Consider the following 23,658-nt stretch of genomic DNA (forward strand, 5'->3'; position numbering starts at 1 on the left):
GCCCAGGACCACGCCGGGTCCTGGGCCGTCGCACGTCGTTCGTTACTCGTTGCCGATCTTCTCGTCCGCTGCGTCGCGGGCGCCGTCGATCTTGTCGTCGTACTTGCCGCCCGTGGCCTTCTTGACCGCGTCGGCCACGCCGCCGAGCACCTTGTCGCTGACGTCCTCGGCCTTCTCGCTCTTCAGGGCGTCCTGGACCTTGCCGTCCTTCAGGAACTCCTGGGCCTTCTTCGTGATGTCGTCGAACCCCGCCATCGGCTGCTCCTCGTCTCGGTGCGGAGCCCGTCGCTCCGTCCTGGCGCCGACAGTAGGCCCCTGGGCCGCCGTCCGTACCGGAACGTCCGGGGTCCTCACACCATCTGGGCGCTGCGACGACGGGCGAGGACGTACCCGACGGCGACCGCGCCGGACACCGCGAGCAACGAGGGCACGAGGATGTCGGTGCCCTGCTGCGTGAACTCGACGACGAGCACGAGCGCGGTGAACGGTGCGCGCATGGTGGTGGCGAGGAAGGCCGCGGCACCGACGAACGCGAAGGCCGCCAGGCTCGGGCCGTCCGCCGGCCAGAGCAGCAGCCACGCGCCACCCAGTCCGCCGCCGATCGCCGAACCGATCGCGATCGAGGGGGTCAGCGTGCCACCGACCGCACCAGCGCCGATGGTGGCCGAGGTGGTCACGGTCCGCAGGACACCGAGCAGCAGCAGGAACACGACCGGCGAGAGACCGGCGAACGACGAATCGTCCAGGGCACTGTTCATCGCGACGAGGCCGAGCGCGCGCCCGTTGCCGAGGATCTCCGGGAACGGGATCGCGATGAGCCCGACCATCGCGAACACCAGCGGCAGCACGACGAGCAGGTGCCAGCCCTTCGGCGCGATGCCCTGCAGCCGGTTGGTCAGCTTCACGAACCCGACCCCGGCGAGCCCGAGCACCGGCCCCACGACGATCGCCCAGACCAGCAGCGACGGCGACAGGTGCATCGCGGGCACGTGGTAGAGCACCTCGTCCGGGATCACGAGCCGGGCGGTGATGGCGGCGACGGCACTCGTGGCGAAGGCGGGCAGCGCGGTCGCGAAGCTGATCTCGCCGAGCAGGACCTCGACCGCGAACAGGGCACCGCCGAGGGGCACGTCGTACACGGCGGCGAGGCCGGCCGCGGCACCGCAGGCCACGAGGATCTTCGTCTCGCGCGCCGTCAGCCCCGCACGACGGGTGACGAGCTGGGCGAGCCAGGCCCCGACCTCGCGCGGCGCGACTTCCTTGCCGATGGACGCCCCGAGCCCCACGGCCAGGATCTGGACGCCGGCGTTCGCCAGCGTCGCCAGGGCGGGCATCCGCTTGCCGTCGACGGCCGCGGTGACCGAGACGATCGAACGACCCCACCGACGGAGCGCCCACCAGGCGAACCCGGTCAGGACCCCGGCGGCGGTGAGCGCGAGGAATCGGTTCAGCCCGGAGGGGGCGTCGGCCGCCTCGAGGTGCCCACCGAACCCGTACCCGAAGGCGACGAACTGGATGAGCTGGAGCGCGAGCCAGACCGCGATGCCGGCGATGCCGCCGGAGACGCCCACCAGGGCGGTGACGACGGCGAGCTTGAGGGCCCAGACCGGGGTCGCGTGTCCGGAGTGCGGCATGACCGGAAGCATAACGGGCCGGACGCACCCGATGACGGACCGCGACGGGCCCGCCGGACGCGGGGCGGGCCTCCAGGCCGGGTGTCCCGACCACCCGCCGTCAGACGGCCGTCACCCGGAACGGCACCACGCCCTCGGCCGGCATGAGCGGCGGCTGCAGGCCGACCGTGCCGAGCACCCGTCCGCTGAAGACGCGCGGGCCGGACCACCAGTCCGGTCGAACCAGGTCATGGCCGGCCCCGATGACCACGGGGTCGACGCGGTACGACGTGTCCGGGTCGAGGTCGCGGAAGGTGACCCGGCCGGTGCCGGACACCTCGGAGCGCCCGATGCTCGCCAGGAAGAAGACCGCCTGCTGCCGGTCCGGCGTGACCGTGCCGTACACGAGCCGCGAGTCGTCGACCTCGTCCGAGCGCACCAGGTCGCCGCCGTGCAGGAGCGGGCGGAGCTCCCGGTACAGCGCGATCCACTCGGTGAGCGCCCGGGACTCCTCGGCGGTCGCACCGGCCAGGTCCCACTCGATGCCGAGGTGCCCGACCAGGGCGGTACCGGCGCGGAAGGCGAGGTCGTGGACCCGACCGGTGGTGTGGTTCCGGCCGCTGGCGATGTGCGAGCCGAGCAGCTCCGGCGGCAGGAGCTGCTGCGTCCACCGGTGCATCTGCTGACGCTCGAGCGGGTCGATGTCGTCAGACACCCACACCCGCGCGGTGTGCTCGATGACGCCGAGGTCGACGCGGCCGCCACCCGACGAGCACGACTCGATCTCGAGCGCCGGGAACCGCTCGCCGAGCGTGGCCATCAACCGGTACGCCGCGAGGGTCTGCTCGTGGACCGCTGCACCGCCACCGGGGAAGCCCGCCTCGACGAGGTCGCGGTTGTGGTCCCACTTGACGTACTCGATGCCGTACTCGCCGATGATCGCCGTCATCCGCTCGAGCACGTACGCGAAGGCCTCGGGGATCGCCAGGTTGAGCACCTGCTGGTCGCGGGAGCGCGCGGGCAGTCGTCCGTCGGCCTGCAGGATCCACTCCGGGTGGGCGCGGGCGAGGTCGCTGTCCTCGTTCACCATCTCGGGTTCGAACCACAGGCCGAACTCCATGCCGAGTGCACGGACGCGGTCGACCAGGGGTCCGAGCCCGTCCGGCCAGACGTCCTCGTCGACGTACCAGTCGCCGAGGCCGGCGTGGTCGTCGCGGCGCCCGCGGAACCAGCCGTCGTCGAGCACGTAGCGTTCGACGCCGAGGGCCGCAGCACGCTCGGCGAGGTCGACGAGGCGGGCCAGGTCGTGGTCGAAGTACACGGCCTCCCACACGTTGATCGTCGTCGGGCGCGGCGTCGTCGGGTGCTGCGGGCGGCTGCGGAGCCAGCGGTGGAACCGTCGGGCCTGGTCGTCGAGTCCGTCGCCGTGCGCGAAGTACACCCACGGCCCCTCGTAGGTGGCACCGGTGTCGAGCCGGACCTCGCCGGGCAGCAGGAGTTCGCCGCCGCCGATGACCTGGCGGCCGGTGGCGAGCCGTTCGGCGTGGTGCCGGTGGTTCCCGCTCCACGCGGTGTGGACGCCCCAGACCTGGCCGCGGGCGAAGCCGAAGCCCGGCTCCCCCACCGTCAGCACGGTCGCCGCGTCGGTACCGGTGCGGCCCTTCCGTCCCTCGCGCTGGTGGGTGCCGACGACGAGTTCCCGGCGCTGCGGGGTCCGTTCCTTGCCCCAGCGGCCGGCGAAGTCCAGGATCTCGCGGGCCCCCGACGGGATCGGCATCGCGAGCGTCAGGTCGTCGACGGTGTAGGCACCGTCGACGGTGTTCGTCACGCTCGCCCGGGCCCGCACGAGCCCGGAGCCGAGCATCTCGACCACCACCCGGATCGTGAGCCCGGCGGTGGTGTCCGCGGCGTCGGCGGTGACCGTGGTGTCCGTGACTGCGAGGGCCGTCACCGTGAACGCCGGCGACCAGTCGGCGCCGTCCCGGTGCCCGGCGAGCCCCGGACGGCCGCTCCAGCCCCGGTGCGGTTCGGGCAGTACCGACAGGCGGACGGGGGCGTCCATCTCGTTCGGGGACACCGGGGTGACGTCGGCGTCGGCGAGGGCCGTCAGCGCGGCGGTGTCGAGCGGGCCGAGCGCCGCTCCCCAGTGCACGACGGCGGGGAGCGCGTCGTCGCGGCAGTCGAGGACGAGCGAGACGCCACCGGCGCTCAGGTGGACGAGTTCGTGCGGCATGCGGGCTCCAGTCGGCGTCGTTGCACGTCAGAGCTTTCCGGTCCGGGGCCGTCCGCTGCAAATCCGGCTGCGGCGCGGCTCAGAACCAGCGCTTCACCTTGAACACCACGTACAGGATCGCCGCGAACAGGACCATCGCGACGATCGACAGCGGGTACCCCCACGTCCAGCCGAGTTCGGGCATGTGCGTGAAGTTCATCCCGTAGATCGCGGCGATGAGCGTCGGTGCGAACAGGATCGCCGCCCAGCCGGAGATCTTCTTCGTGTCGTCGTTCTGCTTCTGGGCCGCCAGGGTGGAGTCGACGGTCAGGGCGTTCTGCAGCAGCTGCCGGAAGGTGTCGAGCCGCTCCACCACCCGGATCGAGTGGTCGAGGACGTCGCGGAACCGGCGCTGCATCTCCACCGGCAGGTGGTACTTCTCGGCACCGCGGTGCAGGTTCTCGATGATGTAGACGAGTGGACGCGCTGCACGCTGGAAGTCGACGACCTCGCCGAACAGCTCGTACACCCGGCGGGACACCCCGGCCTCGCCGGAGAACAGCTGGTCCTCGATCTGGTTGATGTCCTCTTCGAGCCCGTCGATCACCGGCACGTAGCCGTCCACGATGGAGTCCATGAGCGCCCAGAGCTGCGCCTGCGGCCCGACCGTCACCAGACCCGGCTTGCCGCTCATCCGCTGCAGTGCCCGGGGAACGGTCTGCTTGCCCCGCGGGTCGGCCTTCACCACGACGAGGAAGAACGTCTCACCGACGAAGGCGTGCACCTCGCCGAACGCCACCTCTTCCTGCTGGTCGTTGTACAGCGCGGGCTTGAGCACCACGAACAGCGTCGATCCGTAGCGCTCGAGCTTCGGTCGCTGGTGCCCCTCGGCGGAATCCTCGACGGCGAGCTCGTGCAGACCGAGGGCGACCGCGACGTCGCCGAGTTCCTGGGCGTCGGGCTGGTGCAGGACGATGCACGCACTGGCGCCCTGCTCGTCGAGCATCCGGAAGGTGTCGTCGAGGGACGGACTCGCGATCGGGGCGATCCGGTCGATGTAGACGGTGTTCAGTTCGACGCTCACGCTCCCACCGTACGCATCCCTCAAGGCAGGCGTTTCCCCGCCATCTCGACAAGCTGCGCGACAAGCTTGCCGTCCACTCCCGTGGAACGTAGAGCACCTGGGGGAGCACCAAGAATTCGCGTACCTAGCATCTCGTACAATCGAGCTTCCGCAGCAGCATCTTGAATAGGATCAACAAATGCCCGGAACGATCGCAGCTGCACTTCGATACTCTTAGACCAATTACCCACGCGCCGGTGATTTGCGGACTGCGCAGCGAGAAAGGTGCCGACACCCCCGAGAGCCAGGACCTGAAGGGAATGACGCACAATCCCCGCCGCATCGACCGAGGCGTATGGCACGAAGATTGCCACCGAGCCAGCAAGACTCAACGCAATAAGGGTGGCCCACCGAAACCTATCCGCCGCCCGGAGTTCCGAAATGGCATAATCTGCAAAATGCTCCGATAAGGAATGCCGCCCAGATTCCCCGGCAGCGTCCGCCGCTACTGAGGCGGACGCTCCGGCGCGTCGCTCGCTCTCAGCCGTGCGTGCGAGGGATTCCCGAGCGAGCCGGACCGCACTCTTCATCTGAGCGTCTTGTTTGTACCCGTTTGCCAAGGCCGTGAAATAGCTCTTGAAATCATAAAGCGTCGCATCATTTTCAGCCACCAGGGGAAGCAACGCTTGCTGCACTTCCGTCACGAACGTACCGTAGAGGTCATCCAACACGACCACATCTTCGCGCAGTCCTCCGACGTCTCCGCTTGTGACAGTTTCAAGTATCTTCTCGAGCGCGGCTCCAAAAGTCGATTTAGCACGTTCCATCACTTCGATCTGAAGCGGCGCAGACCCATCCCCGAGCTTGCTGGCAAGGGCTTCAACGCGGCTCAGAGCAGCATCAATTTCTAGACTCAACTCGAAATCCAGGACGCTATTAAATTCTCGAAGCGCCGCCTTGATCACTTGAACTTGGGCCATCATATTCAATTCACTGTCCATTACGCCCTCCACGGACAGTATGGCGGACGTCGGGAAGGAAGCACCGCGGTTGTGTCCCTCCGTCAATATCGGCCTCGTGATCGCGACGTCACCGTCAGCCGACATCCGGCGGGGACTGCAGGTAGGTTCTGTTTCATCAGCATGCTGACGAAGGGACTGTCATGAAGAGGATCTGGAAGCGCATCGCGGTGGCCGTGAGTGCGGCCGTCGCCGTCATCGGCGCGTACGTGGGGTCGGGCGCTGCCGGCGGCACGCCCATCCAGGACGCCGCCGGCGGCGCCCTGTCGGCGTCCTCGACCGCGATCGCCCCGGACGGCCCGGCCTTCTCGATCTGGAGTGTCGTCTACGCCGGGCTCATCGGCTACGCGGTGCTGCAGCTCTTCCGCACCGCGAACGACGAACGGCACGAGCGGCTAGTGGTGCCTGCGGTGCTCTCCCTGCTGCTCAACGCCGCGTGGATCCTGTCGGTGCAGTTCGGGTTCCTGTGGGCGAGCGAACCGATCATCGTCGCACTGCTCGTCGTGCTGATCTGGACGTTCACGATCCTGCGCCGGACCCCGTCCCGGGGCATGGTCGAGGCGATCCTGACCGACGGCACGTTCGGGCTGTACCTCGGGTGGGTCTGCGTCGCGACGGCCGCGAACACCGCTGCGGTACTGACGGCGGCGGGCTTCCGGGGCTTCGGACTCGGGCAGGACCCGTGGGGCGTGGTCGTCGCCGCGGTGGCCGGGCTCGTCGGGGTCCTCATCGCGCTGTGGGGCCGGGGACGCCTGGCACCGATGGCCTCGGTCGCGTGGGGTCTGGCGTGGGTCGCCGTGGCCCGGTTCGAGGGACCGCTCGTCTCCGTGCCGACGGCGATCGCGGCCCTGGTGGCTGCGGCGGCCGTGGTCGTCGTGACCGTGGTGGTGCGTGCCCGCGCCGGCTGGGTCGGCCGCCGTGCCGGTCGGGCGGCGGCTCCGGTCGCGGCCTGACGCGAATCCGCCTGCGCGTCAGGCCCGCGAAAGCGACAGTTCCCGCGGCCCCGCACCCGTTCGGACCGCGAAAGCGACAGTTCCCCGCCGATGTTCGGCGGGGAACTGTCGCTTTCGCGAAGTGGGCGGCCGGACAGCCCGACGCCCCCGGCCTCAGCGCGCGGACACGACCAGGCCGTGCGCGGCGGCGACCGCGGCGTTCGTGACCCGGCCGGCGTGCACGTTCAGGCCTCCGGCGAGGGCGGGGTCGGCCTCGAGCGCGGCTTCCCACCCGCGGTCGGCGATCGCGACGGCGTAGGGCAGCGTGGCGTTCGTCAGCGAGATCGTGCTCGTGCGCGGGACGGCACCGGGCATGTTCGCCACGCAGTAGTACACGGTGTCGTGCACGGCGAACGTGGGGTCGTCGTGGGTCGTCGGGCGGGAACCCTCGAAGCAGCCGCCCTGGTCGATCGCGATGTCGACCAGCACCGAGCCGGGTCGCATGTCGGCGACCATGGCGTCGGTGACGAGCTTGGGAGCCGAGGCCCCGGGGATCAGCACCGAGCCGATGACCAGGTCCGCGTCGCGCAGGGCCTCGGCGATGGCGTGCGCCGACGACCGCAGGGTCGTGACACGCCCGTCGAACCGGGCGTCCAGGGCCCGGAGCCGCGGCAGGCTGATGTCGAACACGGTGACGTCGGCCCCCATGCCGAGCGCCATCGTCGCGGCGTGCTCCCCCGCGACGCCGCCGCCGATGACGACCACGCGGCCCTTCGGCGTGCCGGGGACCCCGCCGAGCAGCAGTCCGCGTCCGCCGTTCGTCCGCATCAGGTGGAACGCGCCGACCTGGGCGGACAGCCGCCCGGCGACCTCGGACATCGGCGACAGCAGGGGCAGCGAGCGGTCCGGCAGCTGCACGGTCTCGTAGGCGATGGCCGTCGCGCCCGAGTCGATGAGGGCGTCGGTCAGGGGGCGGTCTGCGGCGAGGTGCAGGTAGGTGAAGAGCACCTGCCCCGGGCGGATCATCGGGTACTCCGACGCGACCGGCTCCTTCACCTTGAGGATCAGCTCGGCGCGTTCCCACACCTCGGCCGCGGTGTCGACGATCGTGGCGCCGGCGGTGCGGTACTCGTCGTCGGTGAACGCCGAACCGGACCCGGCGCCGGCCTGCACCAGGACCTGGTGGCCGTGCGATGCGAGCTCGGCGACACCGGCGGGGGTGGCCGCGACGCGGTACTCGTTGTTCTTGATCTCGGTGGGGACGCCGATGCGCATGCGGACTCCTTCGTGGGCGGTGCGTTCGTCCCGTCCATTCAGCACCGGATTCGCCCACAGCAGCGCTGAGCCGAACATCCGGACAGCGGCAGCGCGATCCGTGTCACGAGATTCGGCGGAACCGTCCGCAGCAGCAGTCGGTCAGTGCCCGCGCAGCGACTCGCTCGGCAGCTCACCGAAGCGGCTGCGGTAGGTCGCCGAGAAGCGACCGAGGTGCCCGAAGCCCCACGTCCGCGCGATCTCGGCCACGGTCGTCTCGTCCAGCGCACCGCCGACCAGGTCCGTCCGGGCGCCGTCGAGCCGCACGCCGCGCAGGAGTTCCCCCGGCGTCTGGTCGAGGTGCCGACGGAGCGACTGCTGCAACCCGCGGGGGCTGAGGCCGGCCGCCGCCGCGATGTCCGGCGTGCCGATCGCTTCACGCGCGTGCTCGTGCACGAACTCGAGCGCCCGGCGCAGGCGGTCGTGCTCGGGGCCGCTGCCGGACACCGACGCACGCCACTTGTTGCGCCGCGGGAACGCACGGATCGCCGCGGTCGCGAACGCCTCGGCGATGTCGTGCTGGACCATCGGGCTCATGGCCTGTTCGACGTCGAGCCAGACGGCCGAGTACTTCCGCACCACCGATCGCCACAGCGCGATGCCGTCGGCGGTCGGGCGGCGCATCGGTTCGAACGCGAAGTCGTCGTCACCGGCGACGGCACGGACGAAGTCGCGGTCGAGCTGCACCAGGTTCAGGGCGATGTCGTGGTGGTGCAGGGCGTACGGCTCGGCGAACGGCAGCACGACCGGCACCCCGGCCTGGAGCTCGAACGTCTCGCCGCCCGTGGTGATCCGGCTCGAACCGCTGCGCAGCCACGCGACCAGGAACTCGTCGTCGACCTGGCTCTCGCTGCGCAGGTCGACCATGAACCGCGACGAGCGCAGGGACATCCGCTCGTCACCGACGCCCGCGAAGTCCCAGTGGGCGTTCTCGTGGGTGCGCCGGACGACGGGAGCACGGAAGTCGTAGTCGCCCGTGAAGAACGCGAGGGCCTGGTCGACGTCGCTGCCGACCATCCGCCGGAAGTACCGCGGCCCGGGCCGTTCGAGAGAAAGCACCATGCACCAGAACGTAGGACGGACCACCGACAAACTGCGTCAGATCCCGACTCAGGGCTGCAGGATCGCCTGCCCCACGCTCTCGTCGAGGATCAGGTCCGTGATCAGCCCGGCGGCCAGCGCACCCCGCAGTGACGCCGCCTTCGACCGCCCGGCGACGACGCAGACCCGCCGGGGCGCGCGCTTGATCGTGTCGAGGTCGGGAGCGCCGGCCCGTGCGTTCACGCCGATGTCCTTCCACGAGCCGTCGGACCGGTAGAACACCGTCGAGACGTCCCCGACGACCCCGGCCTGCGTGAGCTCATCGCGGTCCTCGGGGTCCAGGTACCCGCCGGAGTAGACGTGCGAGGGCACCGGGGCCTGCGGGGCGCCGACACCGAACACGACGAGGTCCATCCGCTCGTGCAGGTCGAGCACGCGGCGGATCGAGCGCTCGCGGAACAGTGCCTCCTTCGTCGCGGGGTCGTCGAAGAACGCCGGCACCGGGAACTGCTGCACGAACGCCCCGTACGCCTCGCCGAACCGCCGCAGGATCTCGGACGCGTAGACGATGCCGGTGGTGCGGGTGTTCGCGGCGCCGTTGATCTGCACGATCGTCGAGCCGTGGGTGGTCTTCGGCACCAGGTACCGGCTGACCGCGCTCACGGTCGAACCCCACGAGATCCCGATCACCATGTTCGACTCGACGTACTGCGTCAGGATCCGGGCGGCGGACAGTGCGACGCGCTCGAGCCGGTCGACGTCGCTCGTGTGGTCCGGCACCGGGACGACGTGCGCGTGCACCCCGAAGCGGGATCGGATGCTCCGGCTCAGCGCGGCGGCCTGGTCCAGGGGCGACCGGATCTGGATGTCGACGAGCCCGGTGTCCCTGGCGTACTTCAGCAGCCGCGACACCGACGAGCGCGAGGTGCTGAGTTCGTCGGCGATCGCGTCCATCGTCAGGTCCTGCAGGTAGTACAGGTGGGCGGCGCGCAGCGCCTGCTGCGTGCGCATGGGCTGAGCCGCGTCACTCATGGTGCTCCGATCTGTCGAACGCAACCATGCACGGACGTGCAGGGCCTCTGCAACCCCGGCCGCGCCTCCAGACCGCCGCGTCGGGCCTGGACGACACGTGTGCTGCACGTTCGTGCACGCGAGTTGCCCGCCCTGTCGAACGAGCGCACGATCGATCCTGACCCCACGAACAGACGAAGGAAGCGACGAACCATGTCGAAGAAGACACAGCCCCGGAACACGGTGACCGCCCTCACCGAGCGCCCGAACGCGCAGGTCCTCGTCGTCGGCGGCGGCATCAACGGCATCGCGACGTTCCGTGACCTCGCACTCCAGGGCGTCGACGTCGCCCTGGTCGAGCGTGGCGACTACGCCTCCGGCGCCTCCGCGGCCTCGAGCCACATGATCCACGGCGGCATCCGCTACCTCGAGAACGGCGAGTTCCGCCTGGTGCGCGAGAGCGTGCAGGAGCGCAACGGCCTGATCCGCATCGCCCCGCACTACGTCAAGCCGCTGCAGACGACCATGCCGATCTTCTCGACGTTCTCCGGCATCATGAACGCCCCGCTGCGCATGCTGACGCACAAGCAGCGCTCCACCAAGGAGCGCGGCGCGATGCTCATCAAGATCGGCATGACGATCTACGACTCCTTCTCGCGCGACGGCGGCTCCGTCCCGAAGCACGTCTTCCGCACCAAGAAGGCGGCGCTCGAGGACATGCCGGCCCTCAACAAGGACCTGAAGTACACGGGCACCTACTACGACGCGAGCGTGCACGAGCCCGAGCGCCTGGCCCTCGACGTCCTCAAGGACGGCCTGGCCGCGGGAGCCGACAAGGCACGCGCCGTCAACTACGTCGAGGCAGCCGGCACCCGCGACGGCGGCGTCCTGCTGCGCGACCGCGAGACCGGCGACGAGTTCGTCTTCACGGCCGACGTCGTGATCAACGCCTCCGGCCCCTGGACCGACCTGACGAACGAGGCGTTCGGCGGCGAGACGAAGTTCATGGGCGGCACGAAGGGCTCGCACATCGTCGTCCACAACGACGAGCTGCTCGAAGCCACCAAGGGCCGCGAGCTGTTCTTCGAGAACGACGACGGCCGCATCGTCCTCATCTACCCGCTCAAGGGCCGGGTGCTCATCGGCACGACCGACATCGACGCCGACCCCGCGAAGCCGGTCACGACGACCGACGAGGAGATCGACTACTTCTTCGGGCTCGTCAAGCACGTGTTCCCGCAGATCGAGGTCACCCGCGACCACATCGTCTACAGCTACTCCGGCATCCGCCCGCTCCCCCGCCACGAGGACACCGCCCCCGGCTTCGTGTCGCGTGACTACCGGATCGTGGACACCCAGATCGCCGGCCTGCCGAAGTCGACCGTGCTGTCGCTCGTCGGCGGCAAGTGGACGACGTTCCGTGCCCTCGCTGCACACCTGTCCACCGAGGCGACGACCAAGCTCGGCATGAGCCGCAAGGTCGACACCACCGGCATGCCGATCGGCGGTGGCAAGGAGTTCCCGACCACCGACGCCCAGCGCGCCCTGTGGATCAAGTCGCACCGCGACGGGCTGGACGAGTCACTGGTCGAGGGGCTGCTCGAGCGCTACGGCACCCGTGCCGCCGAGGTCGTGGACGTCCTGACCGACGGCCCGGTGGAGCCGCTCGAGTCCGACCCGTCGCTCACCCGCGCCGAGGTCGCCTACTTCGCCCGCCACGAGCAGGCCGTCCACCTGGTGGACGTCGTCCTGCGCCGCACGAACCTGGCGTTCGTCGGTGGGGTCACGATCGACCTGCTCGACGAGCTGGCCGACGTGCTCGCCGGTGCGCTCGGCTGGACGACCGAGGAGCGCGCGGACGAGGTCCAGCGCACGCTCGACGTCCTGCGCGAGTCGCACGGCGTGATCGTGCCGCTGACGTCCGCTTCGGCGCCGACGTCGCAGCTCGCGTAGTCGACGCCCCGACGGACGGACGGGAGGCCCGGTACCAGCTGGTACCGGGCCTCCCGTCCGTTCGGGGTCGCGTTGGCGGCCCGCTGGTCGCGTCAGAACCGCTCGCCGGTGGGGTCGAGCGCCGTGCGGTCGATGAGCTGGTCGCCGCCGACGGGCTCGCCTTCCCAGTCGACCAGGCGCCAGCCGTCGGCGAACGAGCCCTCGAGTTCGACGATGCCGGTGTTCTCCAGGTGGCGCTTCGTGCCGAAGTGGTCGGGGGTGTTCTGCGCAGCTGCGCTCGCCCACGTGCGGATCGCGGCACCGTGACTGACGGCGGCGGCCACCGCCACCCCGGTGGCCTCGATCTGGCGGACGGCATCGTCGTAGCGCTCGAAGAACTCGACGCCGCTCTCGGCACCGGGCATCCGGGTCGTGCGGTCACCGCCGGACCAGCCGTGCACGGTGGAGATGTAGGTCTGCACGGACACCGTGTCGCTCTTGCCCTGGGTGTCGCCCGCCTCGATCTCGCGGAGGCCCGGCAGCACCACGGGCTCGAGGCCGAGCGAGGCCGCCAGGGGTGCCGCCGTGACCTGCGTGCGGACCATCGACGACACGAACAACCGCTCGATCCCACGGTCGGCGAGCGCTGCGGGCAGGGCGTCGGCCTGCTGCTGCCCGAGCTCGGTCAGTCCTGGTCCGGGCACCACGGCATCGAGGATGCCGTGCACGTTCGCGGGGGTCTGGCCGTGGCGGATGAGCAGCAGTCGCATGCCGCCACCCTACGGACCGCCGCTGACGTCAGCCCTGCCGGGTGTTCCAGCGGGGGTTCTTCTTGTTGATGACGTAGACGCGGCCGCGGCGCCGGACGACCTGGGAGCCGGGGATCTTCTTGAGCGCCTTGAGGGAGTTGCGGACCTTCACGACGAGCCTCCTTGTTGATAACGGTTTTCAGTTACAGTAGCCCACATGCGTGCTGCTGCCATCACCCTCGTCACCGCCCTGCACCAGGTCGACGCCGACCGCGTCGCCGCCCGGATCTCCGACGGGCACCGGATGCACGTCGCCGGGAGCGCCTTCGCCACCGCCCGTGCCGTGGCGGACCGCGCCGACCAGCTCGACCGGCTCTGCGGGCCCGAGGCCGACCACGGGCTCGTCGTCACCCTGCACCCGGGGGCCGATGCCCGCGCCGTCGGCATGCTGCTCGCCAACGCGGCACGGTCCGAGACCGGCGACGACCGGGTGCTCCGGCACGTCGTCGGGGTGCTGCGGGCCGACGACGTCGCACACCTGCTCTGGTCGGACGTCGACGACGCCTTCGTGGCCGCGGACCGGATGGCGGCACTCGTCGAGTACGCGACGGTGATCGCCCTCGACCGCATCGAGCCGCTGTCCGGCCGTCGGCGTCGGGCGCTCGTGTCCCTGCTGCACCGGATGGCGCCCCAGGCCGTGATCGTCGCCCTGCCCGCGATCCGGAGCGCCGCCGACCTGCCGGCCTCGAACGGCGGCGCGGCACGGGTGCTCGCCACCGGCGCCGGCTGGATGCGCGCACTGTCGAGCGGCGCGGACACCGGGCGCGACGCCCGCGACGCCCTGGTCTCGATGCGCTACCGGGAGCCGCTGCCGTTCCACCCCGGGCGACTGTCGTCCGTCATCGCCGAGGACCTGTCCGCCGGGGTGAACGGTCGCGTGCTGCGGTCGCGGGGGTTCTTCCGCCTGGCATCGCGGCCGGACCACGTCGGCTCGTGGTCGAGCTTCGGGTCGATGCTCGCGCTCGACCCCACCGCGAACCCGTCGTGGGACGCCGATGCCCCGATCGGGCAGGCGCTGTGGTTCGTCGGCGAGCAGCTCGACGTCCGGGCGATCGAGCGGGCCCTCGACGGGGCGCTGCTCACGCCGTCGGAGCTGCTCGCCGGGCCGGACGTGTGGCGCAGCTGGGCGGACCCGTTCCCGGAGTGGCCCGCGGTGGACCCGGCGTCAGAGCACCGGCACGAGTGAGGGCGCGCGTGGGTGCGCACACGTCCCGCGACAGAGCACGAGTCGATCGTCGCGTGCATCGTCGTCTCATGCGCACACACCCGCTGCGTGCGCAGGTTGCGACAGAACGCTCGTCGATCGTCGCGTGCATCGTCGCAGTGTGCGCACGCACGCACGGACGGGAGGCGCGGTGCGGGTCGGACCCACACCGCGCCTCCCGTCCGTGGTCACGTCGAGAGCCGCAGCGTCAACGCGCCGGTGACGCCTCACGCGCAGCAGCCTCGCGCGCAGCGGCAGCCGCGGCGTCCTGCGCGGCGAACGGCAGGTCGCCGAGGTCCAGGTGCGGGTTCGTGTCCTGCGTGAGCACGAGCTCCTTCGCCTCGTCCTCGGTCTCCACGGCCGGCATCGAGCCGGGCAGCGGGCGCTGCGAGGACTCCTTCATGCAGAAGACACCGATCGCGCCGACGACGCTCATCGCCATCAGGAAGTACGCCGGGGCGAGCTCGTCACCCGTCGCCGTGAGCAGCGCCTGCACGATCAGGGGCGTGGTCCCGCCGAACACCGCGATCGCGATGTTGTATGCGAAGCCCATGCCGCCGTACCGCGTCGACGTCGGGAACAGCGCCGGCAGCGACGCGGCCTGGTTCGACACCCACAGCGCGGTCATCAGCGCGAGCAGCCCGAGGCCGGCGAGCGTCGACCACTGCGCCCCGTGCCCGATCAGCATGAAGGCCGGCACGACGAGCACGACCGTGGTGGCGGCACCGATCCACATCACGACACGGCGGCCGAGGCGGTCGGAGAGCTTGCCGGTCAGCGGGAGCATCACCGCGAGCAGCAGGAGCACCGGGATCGTCAGCAGGGTGCCGTCGATGGCGGAGTAGCCGAGCGAGTCGGTCAGGTACGTCGGCATGTACGAGGTCAGGGCGTAGCCCACTGTGTTCGACGCGGCGACGAGCATGATCGCGATGACGATCGGGCGCCAGTGCTGGCGGACCATCGCGACGACGTTGGCCGGACGCTCACCGTCGAAGGACGCACGGGACTCGCTCGCGGCCTCCTGCGCGGCCTGGGTCGCCTGGAACACCGGCGACTCCTCGATGCGCAGACGGAAGTAGATGGCCACGACACCGATCACACCGGCCGCCAGGAACGGGAAACGCCAGCCGTAGGCGGTCATCGCCTCGTCGCCCAGGGTGATCTGCAGCACCGACACGACGGTTGCACCGAGCGCGAAGCCCAGGTAGCTGCCGAAGTCCAGGATGCTCGCGAAGAAGCCGCGACGGCGGTCCGGGGCGTACTCGGTGACGAAGGTCGTGGCCCCGGCGTACTCACCACCGGTCGAGAAGCCCTGCGCGAGCTTCAGCACGACGAGCAGGATCGGACCGAAGACGCCGATGGTGGCGTACGCGGGCAGCGCACCGATCAGGAACGTGGACGCCGCCATCATGATCAGCGTCGTCGCGAGCACCTTCTGGCGGCCGATCTTGTCGCCCAGGCGTCCGAACACGATGCCGCCCAGGGGCCGTGCGATGTACGTCGCCGCGAAGACACCGAGGCTGAACAGGATCTGCACCGAGGGTTCGGCCGTCGGCAGGAAGACCTTCCCCATCGTGACGGCCAGGTAGCCGTACACGCCGACGTCGTACCACTCCATGGTGTTGCCGACGACCATGCCGCTGACGGCTCGTCGCATCATGCTCTTGTCGACCACGGTGACGTCGCTCTCACGCAGCCGTCGGTGTGGTCGGGTGTTGGTACTGCTGGGGTCGGAACCCATGCCTTGCTCCTCGAGAAGATCGGTGGGCCGTCGGGAACCGGCCCAGAACAGCGAGCGACGTTACCGAGCAACCGAAATGTCATTGGCCGGGGATTCTCAGGAACCGGCGTGTCACCCGGACGGGGGTCACGCCCGATCCGCACCAGCTCGCGGAAGGACGGAACTGAGTAACGACGCCGTAACATCGGGCCCGTGGCGATCGAACCCGAGACGAAGAGCTGGACGTGGGTCATCGAGACCGCGTGCCCCGAGTGCGGCTACGACGGCAGCGCCGTGACGATCCGCGACGTGCCGGGCATCATCGACGACAACACCGCAGGGTGGCCCGCGGTCCTCGGACGCGACGACGTCCGGGACCGCCCGGACGACCACACGTGGTCACCGCTCGAGTACGGCGCCCACGTGCGGGACGTGCACCGCACGATGGCCGAACGCCTGGACCTGATGCTCACCGAGGACGCCCCCGCCTTCGCGAACTGGGACCAGGACGCCACCGCCGTCGAGGACCGCTACGGCGAGCAGGACCCCGCGGTCGTCGCCCGGCAGCTGCGGGAGTCGGCGGACCGCGCGGCCCGGGCTTTCGCCGCCGTCCCCGACGAGGTGCTCGAGCGCACCGGGCTCCGGTCCGACGGCAGCGCCTTCACCGTCGCGACGCTCGCCACCTACTACGCGCACGACCCGGTGCACCACCTGTGGGACGTGCGCCGCACGCCCTAGACGTGGGGACCACCGGTCGGGAGGCGCGGTGCGGCCCCGCCCCGCGCCTCCCGGCCGCAGGCGGTCGCCCCCGGAACCGGGCGTACCTGACGGAACCGGGCGTCCCTGCCACGAACAAACGACCAGGGATGCCCGGAAGCACCATCCATCGCGCGCGTGATGGGAAGGAACGGTCACTCAGGCGAGTGCGTCGAGCACCGCACGCGCCGTCGCGGCGTCCGTCACCAGCTCGTTGACCAGGCCGCCCCGCACCGCGGCGACGATGCTCGTGACCTTGGCGCTGCCCACGGCCACCCCGACGGCGTGCGGCACGGTCGACAGGACCTCGCGCGAGGTCCGCACCATCCGGTCGCTGCCGGGGAACTCGATCGCCGAGCCGTCGGCAGCGTAGAAGTTCAGGCAGACGTCACCGGCGGCCCGGTCGAACGCGGCGTCCTCGACCGGGATGCCCCGGGCCAGCGCGTCACGGGTGTGGGTCGGCGCACCGATGCCGAGGATCGCGCCCTTCGCCCGGCTCCAGAGTCCGACGACGTGCTGGAACGCCGGGTCCTCGTCGAGGGTGGACCGCATCGCCGGGGACGGCAGCGCCTGGGCGAACAGGAACGCCGGGATCGCGCCGGAGTGCTCCGCGGCCGTCCGGGTGATCTCGTTCGTCTGGAACCACGGCATCGGGTCGGCCTGCCCACCCACGGTCGGCACGAGCTGGACGCCGGGCATGGTCGGCATGCCCGATCGTGCGACGTCGTACACGGTGCGACCGGACGACATCAGGACGGCGTCGCCGGGGACGAGTCCCATGCCCTCGACCGCGGCGGCCAGCGGTGCGGCCAGGTCGGCGCCGAGCGTCGCGGCGTGGGTGACCGCAGCGAGGTGCACCGCGCGGAGCCCGAGCACGACCTGCAGGCGTTCGGCGAGCGCCACGGTCTCGTCCTGGAACGGGTCGACGACCTCGATGCGGACGAGTCCGGCCTTGCGGGCCTCGGCCACGAGCCGCGAGACGGTCGGGCGCGAGACCCCGAGGCGCGAGGCGATCTCGACCTGGGTGGCGTCCTCGAGGTAGTACATCCGCGCCGCCTGGTAGACGGTGTCCAGCGGGAACCGGGTCCGCGACGAGTCGGGGCCGGGGCCGGCAGTGCTCTCGGACGACATGGAGCGGGACCCTTCGACTCGATCGGACACCGCGATCGTAGTCCGAGCACGGCTCAGCGGATCGTGAACCCGCCGTCCACACGGAGGTCCGCGCCGTTCACCATCGCGCTCGACTCCCCCGCCAGGAACAGCACGGCCGCGGCGATCTCGTCGGGGGTCGCGAAGCGTCCGGTCGGGATCTCGTCCTGGTGCCGGATGCCGTTCTCGTTCGCCCAGGCAGCACGGCCGAGGTCGGTCAGGACGACGGTCGGCGACACGGTGTTCACGGTGACGCCGCGTCCGCCCCACTCGAGCGCGAGCACCGTCGTCAGGCCGATGACGCCGGCCTTCGACGCGCAGTAGGCGGCGTGCCCGTCGATGCCGACGTGGGCCGCCTGCGACGCGATGTTCACGATCCGCCCGTACCCGGCGTCGAGCATGTGCCGGCCGACGGCCTGCGCCACGCGGAACGTGCCGGTCAGGTTGACGTCGATGGTCTTCGCCCAGGTGTCGGCTGCCAGGTCCTCGGCCGGGGCGAGCGCGGCGATGCCGGCGCAGTTCACCAGCACGTCGACGCCGCCGAAGTGCCGGACGACGTCCGCCACGGTGCGGGTCACCGAGTCGGCGTCGGTCACGTCGCAGGCGAACCCGGCGTGGAGGCCCGTGGCCGCGTCCGCCCCGTGGGCGGCGGTGTCCGGTGCGGCCGTCGCCGGCAGGGCGGACGTGGGCAGGTCGGCCGCGGCCGACGTGGCACCGTCGGCCCGGACGTCGACGATGGCGACGCGGGCGCCCCGGGCCGCCAGGGCCCGGGCGATCGCGTTGCCGATGCCGGACGCCCCTCCGGTGACCACCGCCGTGCGGCCGCTGAAGTCGTTGGTCAGGTCGATCGTGTCGGGGCCCGGTCGGAGGGCCGCGGCGAAGTCCGTCGTCATGTTCGCTCCCTTGCGTTCGGTGCCGAACGTACCAGAAATTGTGTTCTGGACAAACGTTCTCGAAGGTGTACAGTCATCGCCGAAGCCACCCAACGGAGGAACAGCTCATGTCGACGACGACCGAGAACGCGGCCACGACCGCCCCCACCACGATCCCCACGACGATGCGCGCCGTCGTCGTCCACGGCCCCGGTGACTACCGGCTCGAGGAGCGTCCGGTGCCGACGCCCGGCCCCGGGGAACTCCTGCTCCGCACCGACGCCGTCGGCATCTGTGCGAGCGACCTGAAGTGCTACCACGGCGCCGCGAAGTTCTGGGGCGACGAGAACCGTGCGGCCTGGGCCGAGCGCGACCGCATCCCCGGGCACGAGTTCGTCGGCACGATCGTCGCCGGCGACGACGCCGCCCTGGCCAAGCGCGGCGTCGACCTCGGCGACCGGATCGCCTGCGAGCAGATCGTGCCGTGCTGGGAGTGCCGCTACTGCCTCGAGGGCGCGTACTGGATGTGCAACGTGCACGACATGTTCGGCTTCAAGGGCTACGACGGCGCGATGGCCGAGTACGTCCTCGTGCCCGCCAAGGCACTGACCCACCCGGTGTCGAAGGCCCTGCCCGGCCAGGTCGCCGCGTTCTCCGAGCCGCTGTCGTGCGCCTTCCACGCCGTCGAGCGCGGTGACATCAAGTTCGGCGACACCGTGGTGATCGCCGGCGCCGGCCCGATCGGCCTCTCCGCCATCGCCGGTGCGCGGCAGAAGAACCCGCTCCGGATCATCGCGCTCGACGTGGTCGAGGCGAAGCTCGAGCTGGCCCGCAAGGTCGGCGCCGACCTGACGATCAACATCGCCCAGGAGGACGCGGTCGCCCGGGTCAAGGAGCTCACCGACGGCTACGGGGCCGACGTCTACATCGAGGCGACCGGGCACCCGTCCGCGGTGCCGCAGGGACTGAACCTGCTCCGCAAGCTCGGGACCTTCGTCGAGTACTCGGTGTTCAAGGACGACGTGTCCGTGGACTGGTCGATCATCTCCGACGACAAGGAGCTCGACGTCCGCGGCGCCCACCTCGGCCCGCACACCTGGCCGGCGGCGATCAAGCTGCTCGAGGCCGAGACCCTGCCGATGTCGGAGATCTGCACGCACCAGTTCCCGCTCGAGCAGTTCCAGGAGGCGCTCGACCTGGTCGGCGACTCAGCCGGTGCCAGCGTCAAGGTGTCGATCATCCCGTCCCTGACCGCCCCCACCACGGCCGCGCCGCAGGCCTGACCGACTCCACCAGCAGGGAGAGAACGAGCATGTCAGCGACGACATCACGCGCCACCGGCGCCCGCACGACCACCCCCCGCGCCGAGGGCCGCCTGGACCGGATGGGCATCCCCCGTCCGCTCGCCCTCGGGTTCGTCGCCGTCCTGGTCTTCATGACCGGGAACGGCGTCGAGTCGAACTTCATCACGCCGCACATGGTGGCCGTGCTCGGCAGCCCCGAGGCCACCGTGGCGACGATCGTCACGTTCTACAGCCTGGCCGCACTGATCGGCAGCTACGTCTCGGGCGCCCTGTCCGACCTGGTCGGGCCGCGCCGGGTGATGATCCTCGGCTTCGCCGTCTGGGTCGTGTTCGAGGTCCTGTTCCTGCTGGCACTCGGCGCCGGCAGCGTCCCGTTCGCCGCCGTCACGTACGCGTTGCGCGGCTTCGGGTACCCGCTGTTCGCCTTCGCGTTCCTGGTCTGGGTGAACATCACCACCCCGGTCGAACGGAACGGCTCCGCGGTCGGCTGGTTCTACGTCGCCTTCACGGGTGGTCTGCCGACCCTCGGCTCGCTGTTCGCGATCGGTGCGATCCCGGTGTTCGGCGGCGGGACCGTCGGCGAGACCGGGGCGATGGTCGCCTCGATCGCCCTCGTCGTGATCGGGTTCCTCATCATGCTGTTCGGCGTCCGGCTGCCGAACGGGTTCACGCGCATCGCCCCCGCCGGTGAGAGCGCCTGGCAGGTGCTGACGAGCGGCATCCGCCTGACGGTCACGCGACCGAAGATCCTGATGGGCTTCCTCGTCCGACTCATCAACACCGCACCCGAGTTCGGCATGTTCGTCGTCCTGCCCGCAGTGATCGCGAACGAGCGCGGCTGGGGCCAGAGCCGCTGGCTGCTCATGACGGTTTGCGTCTACGCCACGAACATCCTGGTCAACGCCCTGTTCGGCTGGGTCGGCGACAAGATCGGCTGGCAGCGCACCGTCAAGTGGTTCGGCATCGTCGGCTCCGCCCTCGGGCTCATCGCCTGGTGGTACGTGCCGCAGCTCGTCCCCGCCGGTTCGGACTGGGGCTACGTGCTCTCCGTCGTCGCCGGCTGCGTGTTCGGCTGCCTGCTCGCCGGGTTCGTGCCGATGGGCGCGATCATGCCGGCGCTCGCTCCCGAGCACAAGGGCGCCGCCATGGCGATGTACACCACGGCCGCCGGCGGTGCCGCGTTCCTCGGCACCGGTGTCGTCGCCGCGGTCTTCGCCCTGGGCGGCGGTGGCCAGGCCGCCACGTGGACGTTCGTCGGCCTGTACGCCTGCGCGTTCGTGATGATCCACTTCCTCAAGGTCCCGCAGGGCGACCGAGGACACTGAGACCCGGGCGACGACGGTCGTCCCGTCGTCGCCCGGTGCACCACCCCACCACCATCTCCGGAGGACCCGCACCATGACCACGATCCACGACGACCCGGACGAGTTCGCCGAAGACCAACTGAGCGGCTGGCTCGCGCTCTACGCCGATCGGGTCCGCGGCGTCCACGGCGGCGTCGTGACCCTGCCCACCGAGGGGGCCGCACCGCAGGTCGCCGTCGTCGTCGGGGGTGGCTCCGGCCACTACCCCGCGTTCTGCGGCGTCGTCGGCCCGGGCTTCGCCACCGGCGCCGTCGTCGGCAACGTCTTCACCTCGCCGTCGACCGCGCAGGTCTACTCGGTCGCCAAGGCCGCCGACCAGGGCCGCGGTGTCGTGCTGTCGTTCGGCAACTACGCCGGTGACACCATGAACTTCGGGCTCGCGGCCGAGCGGCTGCGTGCCGAGGGCATCGACACCCGCATCGTCGTGGTCACCGACGACATCGCCAGTGCCGACGACGAGACGAAGCGCCGCGGCATCGCCGGTGACTTCTCCGTCTTCAAGGCGATGGGCGCCGCCGCTGCCGAGGGCGCCGACCTCGACGAGGTCGAACGGATCGGCCGGGCGTCGAACGCCGCCACCCGCACCATCGGCGTCGCGTTCTCCGGCTGCACCATGCCCGGTGCGACCGAACCGCTGTTCACCGTCCCCGACGGCCACCTCGGCCTGGGGCTCGGCATCCACGGCGAGCCGGGCATCCAGGACGTCCCGCTGCTCCGTGCGACGGACCTGGCGTCGCTGCTCGCCGAACGACTGCTCGCCGACCGCCCCGCGACGGCCGGCACCCGGGTCGCCCCGATCCTCAACGGGCTCGGTGACACCAAGTACGAGGAGCTCTTCCTGCTCTGGGGCCGGGTGCTGCCGCTGCTGCAGGACGCCGGGCTCGAGGTCGTCGAACCCGAGGTCGGCGAACTCGTCACGAGCCTCGACATGGGCGGCTGCTCGCTGACGCTGCAGTGGCTCGACGACGAACTCGAACGGCTCTGGCGCGCCGACGCCTACACGCCCGCGTACCGCAAGGTGGCGGCACCGGTCGCGGCGCTCGTGCCGGCCGATGCGGTGGACGCCGCCGAGGACGAGGCGACGGTCGTGCCGGAGGCGACCGATGCCTCCCGGCAGGCCGCGCAGACGGCGCGAGCCGCCGTCGAGGCGATGGACGCGCTCCTGCGCGAGCACGAGGAGACGCTCGGCCGCATCGACGCGGTCGCCGGGGACGGCGACCACGGCCGCGGCATGGTCAAGGGGATCGGTGCGGCGCGCAAGGCGGTCGACGGGCTCGGCCCGGAGGCCGGGGTCGCCTTCGTCCTCGGACGCGCCGGTGATGCGTGGGCCGCGTTCGCGGGCGGCACCTCCGGTGTCCTGTGGGGCGCCGCACTCGAGGCGTTCGGCCGCTCCCTCGGCGACGACCGCGAGTCGTACCAGGCAGCCGACGTCGTCGACGCGGCGCAGGCCTTCGCCGACTCGATCGTCCACCTGGGCGGGGCGTCGCGCGGTGACAAGACACTGCTCGACGCACTGCTGCCGTTCGTGGAGCAGTTGCGTTCCTCGGTCGAAGCTGGTCAGCCACTCGCCGGAGCGTGGCAAGCTGCAGCGGAAGTCGCTCGGGACGAGGCCGACAAGACCGCCGACCTCACGCCGAAGGTCGGACGGGCCAGGCCGCTGGCCGAGAAGAGCCTGGGGACACCCGACGCGGGTGCCACCTCGATGGGGATGATCCTCACGCGGGTCGGCGAGGTCCTCGCCGCCCGTGCTGACAAGGAAGGAACACACGCATGACGTACCGTCTCGTGATCGGGTCCGACGACGCCGGGTTCGACTACAAGGAGATCATCAAGGCCGACCTGCTCGCCGACGACCGGGTGTCGGACGTCACCGACGTCGGCGTCGACGCGGACGGCCACACCGCCTACCCGCACGTGGCCGTGGACGCTGCGCGCCTGGTGGCGAACGGCGAGGCCGACCGGGCGATCCTGATCTGCGGCACCGGCCTCGGTGTGGCGATCAGCGCCAACAAGGTGCCGGGCATCCGTGCCGTCACCGCGCACGATTCGTACAGCGTGGAGCGCTCGATCCTGTCGAACGACGCCCAGGTGCTCTGCATGGGGCAGCGCGTCGTCGGCGTCGAGCTCGCCCGTCGGCTGGCGAAGGAGTGGCTCGGCTACGAGTTCGACCGTTCCAGTGCCAGCGCTTCGAAGGTGCAGGCGATCTGCGAGTACGACGGCAGCGCTCCCGCCGGGGTCGACGCGCAGGCGTAGGCAGGGTTCCGCACGACACCGGTGTTCGCGCACTGAACACGCCCATTCGGGTGTTCGGCACGCGAACACCGGTGTTCCGCGGAGCGGCAC

At 70.7% G+C, this 23,658-nt stretch carries 21 protein-coding genes; 8 read left to right on the forward strand and 13 right to left on the reverse strand.

Annotation, left to right across the window (positions count from 1 at the left end; genetic code table 11):
• Positions 1–42: 42 nt before the first annotated feature.
• The 5 genes from MXD64_RS13070 to MXD64_RS13090 all read right to left on the reverse strand — a co-directional run bounded on the left by MXD64_RS13070 (position 43) and on the right by MXD64_RS13090 (position 5,889).
• Positions 43–255, reverse strand: a complete 213-nt coding sequence (locus MXD64_RS13070) for an antitoxin (protein ID WP_017888470.1) — start codon at positions 253–255, stop codon at positions 43–45.
• 95 nt (positions 256–350) lie between these two features.
• Positions 351–1,634, reverse strand: a complete 1,284-nt coding sequence (locus MXD64_RS13075; RefSeq protein WP_017888469.1) for a chloride channel protein — start codon at positions 1,632–1,634, stop codon at positions 351–353.
• A 100-nt stretch (positions 1,635–1,734) separates the two neighbouring features.
• Entirely contained in the window at positions 1,735–3,846 is a 2,112-nt protein-coding gene (locus MXD64_RS13080; RefSeq protein ID WP_071251995.1) for an alpha-galactosidase, read from the reverse strand.
• A gap of 79 nt (positions 3,847–3,925) precedes the next feature.
• Complete coding sequence (locus tag MXD64_RS13085) at positions 3,926–4,909, reverse strand: magnesium and cobalt transport protein CorA (RefSeq protein ID WP_017888467.1); 984 nt, start codon at positions 4,907–4,909, stop codon at positions 3,926–3,928.
• A gap of 20 nt (positions 4,910–4,929) precedes the next feature.
• Positions 4,930–5,889 (reverse strand): hypothetical protein, encoded by a 960-nt coding sequence (locus tag MXD64_RS13090; RefSeq protein ID WP_156155307.1) that lies wholly within the window; start codon positions 5,887–5,889, stop codon positions 4,930–4,932.
• A 161-nt stretch (positions 5,890–6,050) separates the two neighbouring features.
• On the opposite strand from MXD64_RS13090, the gene MXD64_RS13095 reads away from it, so the two are divergent.
• Positions 6,051–6,860: a tryptophan-rich sensory protein gene (locus MXD64_RS13095; protein ID WP_042538182.1), complete on the forward strand. Its 810-nt coding sequence runs from the start codon at positions 6,051–6,053 to the stop codon at positions 6,858–6,860.
• A 153-nt stretch (positions 6,861–7,013) separates the two neighbouring features.
• On the opposite strand, the gene ald is transcribed toward MXD64_RS13095, so the two are convergent.
• From ald to MXD64_RS13110, 3 genes are all read right to left on the reverse strand, one after another.
• Positions 7,014–8,114 carry an alanine dehydrogenase gene (ald, locus tag MXD64_RS13100; RefSeq protein ID WP_017888465.1) on the reverse strand — a complete coding sequence of 367 codons (1,101 nt, stop codon included), beginning with the start codon at positions 8,112–8,114 and terminating at the stop codon, positions 7,014–7,016.
• A 141-nt stretch (positions 8,115–8,255) separates the two neighbouring features.
• Positions 8,256–9,215, reverse strand: coding sequence for a helix-turn-helix transcriptional regulator (locus MXD64_RS13105; RefSeq protein WP_083389395.1), 960 nt, complete (start codon positions 9,213–9,215; stop codon positions 8,256–8,258).
• Between the two features lie 48 nt (positions 9,216–9,263).
• Positions 9,264–10,205 (reverse strand): sugar-binding transcriptional regulator, encoded by a 942-nt coding sequence (locus MXD64_RS13110; protein ID WP_017888463.1) that lies wholly within the window; start codon positions 10,203–10,205, stop codon positions 9,264–9,266.
• A gap of 213 nt (positions 10,206–10,418) precedes the next feature.
• Here MXD64_RS13110 and MXD64_RS13115 point away from each other — a divergent pair, with 213 nt between their 5' ends.
• Positions 10,419–12,158, forward strand: coding sequence for a glycerol-3-phosphate dehydrogenase/oxidase (locus MXD64_RS13115; RefSeq protein ID WP_017888462.1), 1,740 nt, complete (start codon positions 10,419–10,421; stop codon positions 12,156–12,158).
• A 92-nt stretch (positions 12,159–12,250) separates the two neighbouring features.
• Here MXD64_RS13115 and MXD64_RS13120 read toward each other — a convergent pair whose 3' ends face one another.
• On the reverse strand, positions 12,251–12,907 hold the full coding sequence (locus MXD64_RS13120; RefSeq protein WP_017888461.1) for a histidine phosphatase family protein: 657 nt from the start codon (positions 12,905–12,907) through the stop codon (positions 12,251–12,253).
• 28 nt (positions 12,908–12,935) lie between these two features.
• Complete coding sequence (gene ykgO / locus MXD64_RS13125) at positions 12,936–13,058, reverse strand: type B 50S ribosomal protein L36 (protein ID WP_017888460.1); 123 nt, start codon at positions 13,056–13,058, stop codon at positions 12,936–12,938.
• Positions 13,059–13,103: 45 nt separating this feature from the next.
• Here ykgO and MXD64_RS13130 point away from each other — a divergent pair, with 45 nt between their 5' ends.
• A complete protein-coding gene (locus MXD64_RS13130; protein WP_017888459.1) occupies positions 13,104–14,132 on the forward strand; it encodes a GTP-binding protein in 1,029 nt (342 codons plus the stop codon).
• Positions 14,133–14,358: 226 nt separating this feature from the next.
• Here the strand turns inward: MXD64_RS13130 and MXD64_RS13135 are convergent, their stop codons facing one another.
• A complete protein-coding gene (locus MXD64_RS13135; RefSeq protein ID WP_017888458.1) occupies positions 14,359–15,891 on the reverse strand; it encodes an MFS transporter in 1,533 nt (510 codons plus the stop codon).
• Positions 15,892–16,083: 192 nt separating this feature from the next.
• Between MXD64_RS13135 and MXD64_RS13140 the strand changes: the two genes are divergently transcribed.
• A complete protein-coding gene (locus MXD64_RS13140; RefSeq protein WP_259494024.1) occupies positions 16,084–16,608 on the forward strand; it encodes a DinB family protein in 525 nt (174 codons plus the stop codon).
• A 177-nt stretch (positions 16,609–16,785) separates the two neighbouring features.
• Here MXD64_RS13140 and MXD64_RS13145 read toward each other — a convergent pair whose 3' ends face one another.
• Complete coding sequence (locus MXD64_RS13145; RefSeq protein ID WP_017888456.1) at positions 16,786–17,757, reverse strand: sugar-binding transcriptional regulator; 972 nt, start codon at positions 17,755–17,757, stop codon at positions 16,786–16,788.
• Positions 17,758–17,810: 53 nt separating this feature from the next.
• A complete protein-coding gene (locus tag MXD64_RS13150) occupies positions 17,811–18,668 on the reverse strand; it encodes a GolD/DthD family dehydrogenase (protein ID WP_263136552.1) in 858 nt (285 codons plus the stop codon).
• A 107-nt stretch (positions 18,669–18,775) separates the two neighbouring features.
• Here MXD64_RS13150 and MXD64_RS13155 point away from each other — a divergent pair, with 107 nt between their 5' ends.
• The 4 genes from MXD64_RS13155 to MXD64_RS13170 all read left to right on the forward strand — a co-directional run bounded on the left by MXD64_RS13155 (position 18,776) and on the right by MXD64_RS13170 (position 23,568).
• Complete coding sequence (locus MXD64_RS13155) at positions 18,776–19,930, forward strand: erythritol/L-threitol dehydrogenase (RefSeq protein ID WP_017888454.1); 1,155 nt, start codon at positions 18,776–18,778, stop codon at positions 19,928–19,930.
• A gap of 29 nt (positions 19,931–19,959) precedes the next feature.
• Entirely contained in the window at positions 19,960–21,276 is a 1,317-nt protein-coding gene (locus MXD64_RS13160) for an MFS transporter (RefSeq protein ID WP_042538194.1), read from the forward strand.
• Between the two features lie 73 nt (positions 21,277–21,349).
• Positions 21,350–23,089: a dihydroxyacetone kinase family protein gene (locus tag MXD64_RS13165; RefSeq protein ID WP_017888452.1), complete on the forward strand. Its 1,740-nt coding sequence runs from the start codon at positions 21,350–21,352 to the stop codon at positions 23,087–23,089.
• Complete coding sequence (locus MXD64_RS13170; RefSeq protein ID WP_017888451.1) at positions 23,086–23,568, forward strand: ribose-5-phosphate isomerase; 483 nt, start codon at positions 23,086–23,088, stop codon at positions 23,566–23,568. The genes MXD64_RS13165 and MXD64_RS13170 overlap by 4 nt, the downstream gene beginning before the upstream one ends.
• Positions 23,569–23,658 lie beyond the last annotated feature (90 nt).

Origin of the sequence: Curtobacterium sp. Arg-1 (assembly GCF_025643395.1) — a bacterium.
Lineage (GTDB): Bacteria > Actinomycetota > Actinomycetes > Actinomycetales > Microbacteriaceae > Curtobacterium > Curtobacterium poinsettiae.

Bases quoted from the DNA above. Each gene is read 5' to 3' on its own strand.
- MXD64_RS13070 (WP_017888470.1), bottom strand. From the start codon at position 255: ATGGCGGGGTTCGACGACATCACGAAGAAGGCCCAGGAGTTCCTGAAG.
- MXD64_RS13075 (WP_017888469.1), bottom strand. From the start codon at position 1,634: ATGCCGCACTCCGGACACGCGACCCCGGTCTGGGCCCTCAAGCTCGCC.
- MXD64_RS13080 (WP_071251995.1), bottom strand. From the start codon at position 3,846: ATGCCGCACGAACTCGTCCACCTGAGCGCCGGTGGCGTCTCGCTCGTC.
- MXD64_RS13090 (WP_156155307.1), bottom strand. From the start codon at position 5,889: ATGGACAGTGAATTGAATATGATGGCCCAAGTTCAAGTGATCAAGGCG.
- MXD64_RS13095 (WP_042538182.1), top strand. From the start codon at position 6,051: ATGAAGAGGATCTGGAAGCGCATCGCGGTGGCCGTGAGTGCGGCCGTC.
- ald (WP_017888465.1), bottom strand. From the start codon at position 8,114: ATGCGCATCGGCGTCCCCACCGAGATCAAGAACAACGAGTACCGCGTC.
- MXD64_RS13105 (WP_083389395.1), bottom strand. From the start codon at position 9,215: ATGGTGCTTTCTCTCGAACGGCCCGGGCCGCGGTACTTCCGGCGGATG.
- MXD64_RS13110 (WP_017888463.1), bottom strand. From the start codon at position 10,205: ATGCGCACGCAGCAGGCGCTGCGCGCCGCCCACCTGTACTACCTGCAG.
- MXD64_RS13115 (WP_017888462.1), top strand. From the start codon at position 10,419: ATGTCGAAGAAGACACAGCCCCGGAACACGGTGACCGCCCTCACCGAG.
- MXD64_RS13120 (WP_017888461.1), bottom strand. From the start codon at position 12,907: ATGCGACTGCTGCTCATCCGCCACGGCCAGACCCCCGCGAACGTGCAC.
- MXD64_RS13130 (WP_017888459.1), top strand. From the start codon at position 13,104: ATGCGTGCTGCTGCCATCACCCTCGTCACCGCCCTGCACCAGGTCGAC.
- MXD64_RS13135 (WP_017888458.1), bottom strand. From the start codon at position 15,891: ATGGGTTCCGACCCCAGCAGTACCAACACCCGACCACACCGACGGCTG.
- MXD64_RS13145 (WP_017888456.1), bottom strand. From the start codon at position 17,757: ATGTCGTCCGAGAGCACTGCCGGCCCCGGCCCCGACTCGTCGCGGACC.
- MXD64_RS13150 (WP_263136552.1), bottom strand. From the start codon at position 18,668: ATGACGACGGACTTCGCCGCGGCCCTCCGACCGGGCCCCGACACGATC.
- MXD64_RS13155 (WP_017888454.1), top strand. From the start codon at position 18,776: ATGTCGACGACGACCGAGAACGCGGCCACGACCGCCCCCACCACGATC.
- MXD64_RS13160 (WP_042538194.1), top strand. From the start codon at position 19,960: ATGTCAGCGACGACATCACGCGCCACCGGCGCCCGCACGACCACCCCC.
- MXD64_RS13165 (WP_017888452.1), top strand. From the start codon at position 21,350: ATGACCACGATCCACGACGACCCGGACGAGTTCGCCGAAGACCAACTG.
- MXD64_RS13170 (WP_017888451.1), top strand. From the start codon at position 23,086: ATGACGTACCGTCTCGTGATCGGGTCCGACGACGCCGGGTTCGACTAC.